This is a genomic window from Streptomyces sp. (genome assembly GCF_031181555.1).
GTDB lineage: Bacteria > Actinomycetota > Actinomycetes > Streptomycetales > Streptomycetaceae > Streptomyces > Streptomyces fimbriatus.
The window spans coordinates 1-9,586 of record NZ_JAPSKQ010000089.1; the positions used below are offsets into that span (position 1 = coordinate 1).

9 protein-coding genes are annotated in these 9,586 nt (G+C 72.7%); 1 reads left to right on the forward strand and 8 read right to left on the reverse strand.

Features of this window, described 5'->3' with window-relative positions; all coding sequences use genetic code 11:
- The 7 genes from ahcY to RIM90_RS18825 all read right to left on the reverse strand — a co-directional run.
- A partial coding sequence (gene ahcY / locus RIM90_RS18795; RefSeq protein WP_309061877.1) for an adenosylhomocysteinase occupies positions 1 to 1,221 on the reverse strand: 1,221 nt, incomplete at its 3' end.
- A 546-nt stretch (positions 1,222 to 1,767) separates the two neighbouring features.
- On the reverse strand, positions 1,768 to 2,748 hold the full coding sequence (locus RIM90_RS18800; RefSeq protein ID WP_309061878.1) for a cation diffusion facilitator family transporter: 981 nt from the start codon (positions 2,746 to 2,748) through the stop codon (positions 1,768 to 1,770).
- A gap of 144 nt (positions 2,749 to 2,892) precedes the next feature.
- Positions 2,893 to 4,044 carry a mannose-6-phosphate isomerase, class I gene (gene manA, locus RIM90_RS18805; protein ID WP_309061879.1) on the reverse strand — a complete coding sequence of 384 codons (1,152 nt, stop codon included), beginning with the start codon at positions 4,042 to 4,044 and terminating at the stop codon, positions 2,893 to 2,895.
- A gap of 72 nt (positions 4,045 to 4,116) precedes the next feature.
- Positions 4,117 to 5,244, reverse strand: a complete 1,128-nt coding sequence (locus tag RIM90_RS18810) for an SIS domain-containing protein (RefSeq protein ID WP_309061880.1) — start codon at positions 5,242 to 5,244, stop codon at positions 4,117 to 4,119.
- 79 nt (positions 5,245 to 5,323) lie between these two features.
- A complete protein-coding gene (locus tag RIM90_RS18815; protein WP_309061881.1) occupies positions 5,324 to 5,494 on the reverse strand; it encodes a Trm112 family protein in 171 nt (56 codons plus the stop codon).
- Positions 5,495 to 5,697: 203 nt separating this feature from the next.
- Positions 5,698 to 7,062 (reverse strand): phosphomannomutase/phosphoglucomutase, encoded by a 1,365-nt coding sequence (locus RIM90_RS18820; protein ID WP_309061882.1) that lies wholly within the window; start codon positions 7,060 to 7,062, stop codon positions 5,698 to 5,700.
- Between the two features lie 139 nt (positions 7,063 to 7,201).
- Positions 7,202 to 7,624, reverse strand: coding sequence for a DUF3499 domain-containing protein (locus RIM90_RS18825; protein WP_309061895.1), 423 nt, complete (start codon positions 7,622 to 7,624; stop codon positions 7,202 to 7,204).
- A gap of 280 nt (positions 7,625 to 7,904) precedes the next feature.
- Here RIM90_RS18825 and RIM90_RS18830 point away from each other — a divergent pair, with 280 nt between their 5' ends.
- Positions 7,905 to 8,354 carry a metallopeptidase family protein gene (locus RIM90_RS18830; protein ID WP_309061883.1) on the forward strand — a complete coding sequence of 150 codons (450 nt, stop codon included), beginning with the start codon at positions 7,905 to 7,907 and terminating at the stop codon, positions 8,352 to 8,354.
- Between the two features lie 98 nt (positions 8,355 to 8,452).
- Here the strand turns inward: RIM90_RS18830 and RIM90_RS18835 are convergent.
- A partial coding sequence (locus RIM90_RS18835) for a DUF5719 family protein (protein ID WP_309061884.1) occupies positions 8,453 to 9,586 on the reverse strand: 1,134 nt, incomplete at its 5' end.

Sequence of the window (9,586 nt, forward strand, 5' to 3'; positions counted from 1 at the left end):
CGGGTGACCGGTGGCGTTGCCCAGGTTCAGCAGGCGGCCCTCGGACAGCACGATGATCTTCTTGCCGTCGGGGAAGGTCCAGGTGTGGACCTGCGGCTTGATCTCGTCCTTGACGATGCCGGGGACCCTGGCGAGGCCGGCCATGTCGATCTCGTTGTCGAAGTGGCCGATGTTCCCGACGATGGCCTGGTGCTTCATCCTGGCCATGTCGGAGGCCATGATGATGTCCTTGTTGCCGGTCGTGGTGATGAAGATGTCGGCCGTCTCGACGACCTCGTCCAAAGTGGTGACCTGGTAACCGTCCATCGCGGCCTGCAGCGCGCAGATCGGGTCGATCTCGGTGACGATCACGCGGGCGCCCTGTCCGCGCAGGGACTCCGCGCAGCCCTTGCCCACGTCGCCGTAGCCGCAGACGACCGCGGTCTTGCCGCCGATCAGGGTGTCGGTGGCGCGGTTGATGCCGTCGACCAGGGAGTGACGGCATCCGTACTTGTTGTCGAACTTCGACTTGGTGACGGCGTCGTTGACGTTGATCGCCGGGAACAGCAGGGTGCCCTCGCGCTGCATCTCGTACAGGCGGTGCACGCCGGTCGTGGTCTCCTCCGTCACGCCACGGATCTCGGAGGAGAGCTGGGTCCACTTCTGCGGGTTCTCGCCCAGGGTGCGGGTGAGCAGTTCGAGGATGACGCGGTGCTCGTCGGACTCGGCGGTGTCGGGCGAGGGGACCTTGCCGTCCTTCTCGTACTCGACGCCCTTGTGGACGAGGAGGGTGGCGTCACCACCGTCGTCGAGGATCATGTTGGGGCCGCCGGTGGGGCTGTCCGGCCAGGTCAGCGCCTGCTCCGTGCACCACCAGTACTCCTGAAGCGTCTCGCCCTTCCAGGCGAAGACCGGGACGCCCTGCGGGTTGTCGGGCGTGCCGTTGGGGCCGACGGCGATGGCGGCCGCGGCGTGGTCCTGGGTGGAGAAGATGTTGCAGGACGCCCAGCGGACCCGCGCGCCCAGGGCGACCAGGGTCTCGATCAGGACGGCGGTCTGCACGGTCATGTGCAGGGAGCCGGTGATCCGGGCGCCGGCCAGGGGCTGGGCCTCGGCGTACTCCTTGCGGATCGCCATCAGGCCGGGCATCTCGTGCTCGGCGAGGGTGATCTCCTTGCGGCCGAACTCGGCCAGGGAGAGGTCGGCGACCTTGAAGTCCTGTCGGTTGTCGACAGTCGTCATTGCGAGCTGCTCCTCGGGTTGGGTCGAGGTGGGTACGGCTGGTCTGCGCGGCGGCGGGCACAGGGGTGCCCAGAAGAGGACACAGGCATGCCCGCGTGCGCGCAGCGCAGTCCGTCGGAGGCCCTCTCTCCCTCGGCCGGCCCGCGGTGGGCCGCCCGACCGCCATCAGCAGCGACGTCTGGCTCCGTCCCAAGCTACACCGCCCGGCCCGGCCCACCCCAGTCCGCCCGCGAACACATCAGGCCGATCTGACGAGCGCCACGCCTCCGGCCACGCTCCGGCGGCGCCGTTCGCGGGGTGGCCGCCGGTCTCGGTGCCGGCGGTGCGGTGCGGGGTGGCGGAGGAACGCACGGGCGTGGTGCTGCTCGCGGTGGGCACGTTTTTGGTCCGGTGCCGGCGGTCGTGGGGGTGTGCTGCGTGCTCGCGGGCGGGCCGCGCGGCGGCCGGCGCACGTCGAGCTGTGGCCCGGACACTTCTGACCCACCGGGGCACCGGCACGGCGAAGGGCCCGCCGGACGATCGGCGGGCCCTTGTGCCGGGCTGGTCTCAGTGCTCGGTGCCGTGCGGGGCCGGACCGCCGGGGGCGGCTTCGGGGTCGGCGCCCCTGGCGGCTTCGGTCTCGCTGTAGATGTCGGGCTCGAGGTAGATCACGCGGGCGATCGGGACGGCCTCGCGGATGCGGGACTCGGCGGCGTCGATGGCGGCGGCGATCTCCGTGGCCGTGTTGTGGTGCTGCACGGCGATCTTGGCGGCGACCAGCAGCTCCTCCGGACCGATGTGGAGGGTGCGCATGTGGATGATGCGGGTGACGGTGTCACCGTCGACGACGGCGGCCTCGATCTTCCGGGTCTCCTCGGCGCCCGCGGCCTCACCGAGCAGCAGGGACTTCGTCTCGGCGGCGAGGACCAGGGCGATCAGGATGAGCAGGATGCCGATGCAGAGGGTGCCGATGCCGTCCCAGACGCTGTCGCCGGTGAGCAGGGCGAGGCTGACGCCGCCGAGGGCGAGGATCAGGCCGACGAGCGCGCCGAGGTCCTCCAGGAGGACGACCGGCAGCTCGGGCGCCTTGGCGTGGCGGACGAACTCCTTCCAGGAGCGCTTGCCGCGCAGGACGTTGGACTCCTTGATGGCGGTGCGGAAGGAGAAGCTCTCGGCGATGATCGCGAAGACGAGGACGCCGACCGGCCAGTACCAGTGCTCCAGCTCGTGCGGGTGCTTGATCTTCTCGTAGCCCTCGTACAGGGCGAACATGCCGCCGACCGAGAAGAGCACGATGGACACGAGGAAGGCGTAGATGTAGCGCTCGCGGCCGTAGCCGAACGGGTGCTGCGGGGTGGCCTCGCGCTTGGCCTTCTTGCCTCCGACCAGCAGCAGGGCCTGGTTGCCGGAGTCGGCGACCGAGTGCACCGACTCGGCGAGCATCGACGACGAGCCGCTGAAGAGGAACGCCACGAACTTCGCTACCGCGATCGCGAGGTTGGCGACGAGTGCCGCCATGATCGCCTTGGTGCCGCCTGACGCGCTCATGTGTTCGTGTTGTCCCTTCGTACGCCTTTTCGATCCCGGACGCGCGTGTGCGTACGCCGTCCGGGACGGTGCCCGTCCCTTGACGGTGGGCCATTGTTGCAGTCCTGTCGGGAGACGGCGCGTCAGATCGCCGCCATGTGCCGGTCAGGCGACGACCGTGGCCCTGAACAGCGTTCCGGTACCCGATACTTCGGCCTTTTCACCCGCGGGGACGAACACGGATGTCCCCGGGGACAGCGCGTGCTCGCCCGCGCGTACCGAACCGGCCGTGCAGAGCAGGATCTGCGGGGTGCTCAGGGTCAGGTCGTGGGCGGTGCCGCCCGCGGGGAGGACGTAGCGGGAGAGGCGGAACTCGTCGATGGGGGTGTCGTAGACCTCCTCTCCGTCCGGGGTGGCCTCCGGGCGCAGGACGCCGGGGTCGCCGGCCTCGAAGCGGACGATGCGCAGGAGTTCGGGGACGTCGACGTGCTTGGGGGTCAGTCCGCAGCGCAGGACGTTGTCGGAGTTGGCCATGATCTCGACGCCGAGGCCGTTGAGGTAGGCGTGCGGGACGCCGGCGCCGAGGAAGAGCGCCTCGCCGGGCTGGAGCCGGACGTGGTTGAGGAGCATGGCGGCGATGACGCCGGGGTCGCCCGGGTGGTGGTGGGCGATGTCGGCGTACGGGGCGTAGGCACCCCCGAGGCGGGCGCAGGCGGCGGCCGCCTCGGTGACGGTGTGGGCCATCTCGTCGGGGTCGGCGGTGAGGATCGCGGTGAGGACCTCGCGCAGGGCCGCGTCCTCGGGGTGGGCGTGCAGCAGGTCGACGTACGGCTTGAGGGAGTCCACGCCGAGGCCGTCGAGGAGGTCGGCGGCGCGCAGCGGGTCGCGGAAGCCGCACAGGCCGTCGAACTCGGTGAGGGCGCAGACCAGTTCCGGCTTGTGGTTGGCGTCCTTGTAGTTGCGGTGCGGGGCGTCGACGGGGATGCCGCGGCGTTCCTCGTCCGCGTAGCCCTCCTGCGCCTGGTCCAGGTCGGGGTGGACCTGGAGGGAGAGCGGGGCGCCGGCGGCGAGGAGTTTGAGGAGGAAGGGCAGGCGCGGGCCGAACTTCGCGACCGACGCCGCGCCGAGTTCCTTCTCCGGGGCGGCGTCGATGACCTCGGCCAGCGTGCCGCGCGGGGTGCGTGAGGGGGCTCCGGGGTGCGCGCCCATCCACATCTCCGCCTGCGGCTCGCCGGTCGGTTCGGTGCCGAGCAGCCGCGGGATGGCGGTGGTGGAACCCCAGGCGTAGGGGCGGATGGTGTTGTCGAGGCGGTCCATGGGGCTCTCTGCGTTCCTTTGCCGGGTCTCGTGCGCACGCGCGCCGGGGAGATCAGTGCGTCCCGGGAATGATCAGGTTCCGGAGGCGAGCGCCAGGTAAACGGCGGCGAAATCCGTGACGGCGATCAGTTCCGCGAGGGTCTCCAGTTCGCTGCCCTCTTCCGGCTCCAGTTCGCTGATCGGCGTGTCGTGGCTGAGGGCCAGGTCACGGGCGGCCGGGGCGGCGGTGAGGCCGCCGATGGGGCGGTCGCGGAGCAGCACCACGCGCGCGTGCAGGGCGGGCGGTTCCTCCACGCGGTCACGGAAGAAGTCGTCCGGGTCGGCGCTGGCGGCGAGCGGGCCGGCCAGCAGGGCGCTGTGCGCGGCGAGCGCCTCGGGGAGTTCGGCGACGACGGCGGGGGTGCCGGACAGTTCGGCGAGCGCGGCGGCGAAGCGGCGGCCGGCCGGGCCCGCCGAGACTCCCTCCGTCCACACGATGGGGAGCGCGTCGGCGAGTTCCGCGGCCAGGGTCTTCGCGGGGTTGCTGTACGTCGCGATGGCCGGGCCGCAGCGTTCGGCGACGCGGTCGAGGCGGTCGGCGACCTTGTCCAGGACGTCCGGCGGGGCGGCGAGCAGACCGGTGCGGTCCAGCAGCGCGAGCAGCGGGGTGAGCAACGCCCACAGGACACCGGGGGCGGTGGCGGCGAGGGGCTGGTCCTGGTCGTAGGGCGCGGTGGCCATGGGGACGAACAGGCCGTGGGAGCCGCCTACGGTCTCGGCGAGCGGGGTGCGGGCGGGGGCCACGACGACGACGGTGCAACCGCGGCGGTACGCCTGCTCGGTGAGCAGGGACAGGCCCGGTTCGGTGCCGTCGGGGGTGGCGATCAGCAGCAGGTCCACCGAGCCGGCCCAGCCGGGCAGTTCCCAGCGCAGCGCTCCCGCGGCGGGGGCCACGCCGGTCGGGGCGAGCCGGGTGACGGGGCTGCCTGAGCCGGCCAGGGTGCCGAGGAGGTCGGCGGTCTGGGTGGCGGCGGCACCGGGTCCCGCGATGAGGACGGCGCGGGGGCGGCCGTCCGGCTTGAGGTCGTGGACACCGGCCTCGGCGGCGTGCCGGAGGGCCGTGCGGACGCGGGCGCCCGCTTCGGCGGCGCCGCGGAGCAGAGCGCGGTGGTCGGCCTCGGCGAGGCCCTCGGGTGAGTCGAGCAGCGATTCGTCGAGCATGGGGCGGCAGCCTCCGGTCGGCGTGGCGTCGGGTCGCGGGGCGCCGGGTCGCTGGTGCGCCGGGTCGCCGGATCGTCGGTTACGCGGGGCGCCGGGCCTCGTCGACGAGGAGGACGGGGATGCCGTCGCGGACCGGGTACGCCAGACCGCAGTCCTGGCCGGTGCAGACGAGCTCGGTGTCCTGCTCCTTGAGGGGGGAGTGGCAGGCCGGGCAGGCGAGGATCTCCAGGAGGCCGGCTTCGAGCGCCATGGGAGTTTCCCTTCGGGGACGGACGTATGCGGATGTGCCTGGTCAGCGTACCGCCGGTGGGCACGGGACGGGCGGGCTGTGGATGTTGAGTCCTGAACCGCTTCCGGGGCGGCCGAGCGCTCGTACTGCCGCCGCGGGCAGCGGCCGCCGGTACGCCGGGACCGGCCCGTGCGGGGCGGGCCGCGCTCCCGTCCCGCACGGTCTCAGCCCCGGATGATCGCCAGGGCCTCGTCGCGCACCTTGGCCATCGTCGCCTCGTCGCGGGCCTCCGCGTTCAGGCGGAGGAGCGGTTCGGTGTTGGAGGGGCGGACGTTGAACCACCAGTCGGCGGAGGTGACGGTGAGGCCGTCCAGCTCGTCCAGGGTGATGCCCTCGCGGCCCTCGTACGCGGCCCGGATCGCGGCGAGGCGGGCGGTCTGGTCGTCGACGGTGGAGTTGATCTCGCCCGAGCCGGCGTAACGGTCGTACTGGGCGACCAGGGCGGACAGGGTGCCCTGCTGGCCGCCGAGGGCGGCGAGGACGTGCAGGGCGGCCAGCATGCCCGTGTCGGCGTTCCAGAAGTCGCGGAAGTAGTAGTGCGCGGAGTGCTCGCCGCCGAAGATGGCGCCGGTCCTGGCCATCTCGGCCTTGATGAAGGAGTGGCCCACGCGGGTGCGGGCGGGGGTGCCGCCGTTCTCCTTCACGACCTCGGGGACCGACCAGGACGTGATCAGGTTGTGGATGATCGTGCCCCGGCCGCCGTTCCTGGCCAGCTCGCGGGAGGCCACCAGAGCGGTGATCGCGGACGGGGAGACCGGCTCGCCCCGCTCGTCGACGACGAAGCAGCGGTCGGCGTCGCCGTCGAAGGCGAGGCCGAGGTCGGCGTTCTCCTCGCGGACCCGCTTCTGCAGGTCGACGAGGTTGGCCGGGTCGAGGGGGTTGGCCTCGTGGTGGGGGAAGGTGCCGTCGAGTTCGAAGTACATCGGGACGAGGGTGAGCGGCAGGCCGGCGAAGACCGTCGGGACGGTGTGCCCGCCCATGCCGTTGCCCGCGTCGACGACGACCTTCAGGGGGCGCACGGAGGTCAGGTCGACGAGCGAGCGCAGGTGTGCCGCGTAGTCGTCCAGCGTGTCGCGCCGGGTGATCGTTCCCGGGGTGCCGGCCGGCTCGGGGGCGCCGGACGCGCTCCACTGCTCGACGAGTGCGCGGATCTCGGCCAGGCCCGTGTCCTGGCCGACCGGGGCGGCGCCCGCGCGGCACAGCTTGATGCCGTTGTACTGCGCCGGGTTGTGGGAGGCGGTGAACATCGCGCCCGGGAGGCCCAGCGCGCCCGAGGCGTAGTAGAGCTGGTCGGTGGAGCACAGGCCGATCTCGGTCACGTCGGCGCCCTGGGCCGCCGCGCCCCGCGCGAAGGCGCCCGACAGGCCGGGGGACGAGGGTCGCATGTCGTGGCCGGTGACGATGGCGCTCGCGCCGGTCACCCGCACGAAGGCGGCACCGAAGAGCTCGGCCAGGGACTCGTCCCACTGGTCGGGGACGACTCCGCGCACGTCGTACGCCTTCACGATCTGCGACAGATCAGCAGCCACGGCCAACCCTTCCGAAAGTCCTGTCGGTCCCCACAAACTACCCGTAGAGGGTGACGCTGCGCCGCGATCGGCGAACGGGCTTCCGGGCGGGCGGCGGCCCGCCGGTGCGGCAGGGACGTGCAGGTGGGGGGCGCCGGTGTCAGTTGTCCGGTGAGCGGAGCACCCGCAGGTGGCCGCGGCGCGCGACCTCCATGGGGTCGGCGGCACGGGCCCCGCCGGCTCCCGCCGCCCGCTCCTGGGGGCGGGCCGCCTCGCGCACGGCGTTCGCCAGCGCTTCCAGGTCGTCCCCGCTGGGCTGGGCCGGGGCCGAGCCGTCGAGGAGGCGGACGACCTCCCAGCCACGCGGTGCGGTGAGGCGCTCGGAGTGCTCGGCGCACAGGTCGTAGCAGTGGGGTTCGGCGTAGGTGGCGAGCGGGCCGAGGACCGCGGTCGAGTCGGCGTAGACGTACGTCAGCGTCGCGACGGCGGGACGGCCGCAAGCGGTGCGCGAACAGCGACGTACAGGGCTCACGACGTTGGACGGTACCGCACTCTTGAGCGGGCCGCGACGACTCTCCCCCAGGTCACTCCACCGTGTCGTGGTGTGAAACACCCCACACACCCCTGTGGACACACCTCGCTGACCTGGTCCGACGCCGGTGTCCGGGGTGCCGGACGATTCTGGTTCCGGTCACCGGCTGGTGCAAACACCGTCAAATGCCTTGAGATCACCGGTCTCGGAGAGATACGGAATTGAGCCCAACCTTGGCTGGAATGGTCAGGTAACGACACGCCGTGCGGGACGACTCGAAGGCGTGCGGGGGTCGGGCGGGCGGGGCCGGCGACGACTACCCTGCACAGTGATGGACAGCCCCGTGACGCCCCGTGCCGCCGGCCCCGGGCCCCGACGCCGTGATCGCCACGGCCGGGGCATGCGCGGCCCGATCGCACCGCCCCAGGTGCCGCTCGCCGCCAGCCGTGCGGAGACGTTCGCAGACCTGGTGCAGGACTCCGTGGAGCGGCTGGAGCGGCGGTGGCCGCAGCTCTCCGACATCGACTTCCTCGTGCTGGAAGTGCCGCGGCTGGACGGGGGCGGACTGGGGTGGAGCGACGAGGCGGTGCCGCTGGGCGGGGCGGTGCCCGCGCGCGAGGGGCGTCCCGCGCGGGTGGTGATCTACCGCCGGCCGGTCGAGATCCGCACCAAGGGGCGCGATGAGCGGGCGGCGCTGGTCCACGAGGTCGTGGTCGAGCAGGTGGCGGACCTGCTGGGGCTGACGCCGGAGACCGTGGATCCCCGGTACGGGGAAGACTGACAGGGCGGGCCGGGGCGGGACCGGGCGCGGCCTCCGGGCGACCGCCGCCCACGCCCCGCCCACCGCCCCGTTCCCCGCCCGCCGTGCGCGGCCGCCGGTTACTTCTGCAGGACCGTCAGGTCCTCCTCCGCCTCCGGCACCGCCACCGTGCCGCGATCGTCCGGAAGGGGCTGGACGGTGAAGGCCGGGACGCCGTTCTCCGTCGCCGTGAGGGTCCGGGAGGCGTAGACGGGGGTGTCCGACCGGGGTTCGACCGTGAGGGCGTAGGTGCCCTTCAGGCCGTCCGGCACGGGGATCTCGATGTTCTGGGTGGTGCCGGACTTGATCGTGTACGTCTGGGACGCCGGTGTGCCGCCCTCGGTGCCTGCCGAGGCGGTGACCTCGACCTCGGCGGTGCCCTCGGGGGCGGTCACCGAGAGGGTCGTGCCCTCGGCGGTGTTGCCGGCGGACGTCGCGCGGGTGCCGACCGGTCGCGCGGCCGGGATGAACGCCGACTCCTGCGCGTCGCCCTTGCCGCGCAGCACCCGTACGGCCGCCACGACCGGCACGGAGCCGTCCGTGGACGTCAGGACCAGGGAGCCCGCCTCGCCGCGCGTGATGTCGCCCAGGTCGACGGCCGCCGTCATGCCGCCCTTCACATGGAGCGTCTCGTGACCGGCGGGGGTGATCAGACCGGAGGGGGAGGCCAGGCGCACCTTCAGGTCGGCGTCGGTGTCGCCGGGGGCGAAGGCGACCAGGCGTACGGCGGTGGCGTCCTTCGGGATGCCGGGCAGGACCAGGCTGCCCGCGGGATCGGCCGACGCGGCCAGCCAGTCGCCGCCCAGCCCGGCGTCCAGGGCCTGTACGGCCGCGCCGATCCGGCCGCTGCGGACGACGACGTGCACGGTCACGTCGGTCTGCTTCTCCTCGGTGAGCGTGGACAGCAGGACCGGCTCGGTGGAGTGCGGCTGGACCGTGATGCCCTCCCCCACCACCGTCTCGAGGGCGCCGTCCTTGCCGTAGAGCTCGATGTCCACGACCGCGGCCGAGTCGTCGGGGTTGGTCAGGTGGACGTAGTCGGTGCGGTCGGCACCGGTGCTCGCGCCCGGGAACCAGAACTCGGTGTCCGGTGCGGTGCAGGTGACGCCCTGCAGGCCCCGGCCCGTGCCCGCGGTGACCGATGTCGTCTGCTGCACGGTCCAGCCGGGCGCGAAGCGGCCGTCGGCGGTGCCGACGAGCGCGGGGGCCTCGCC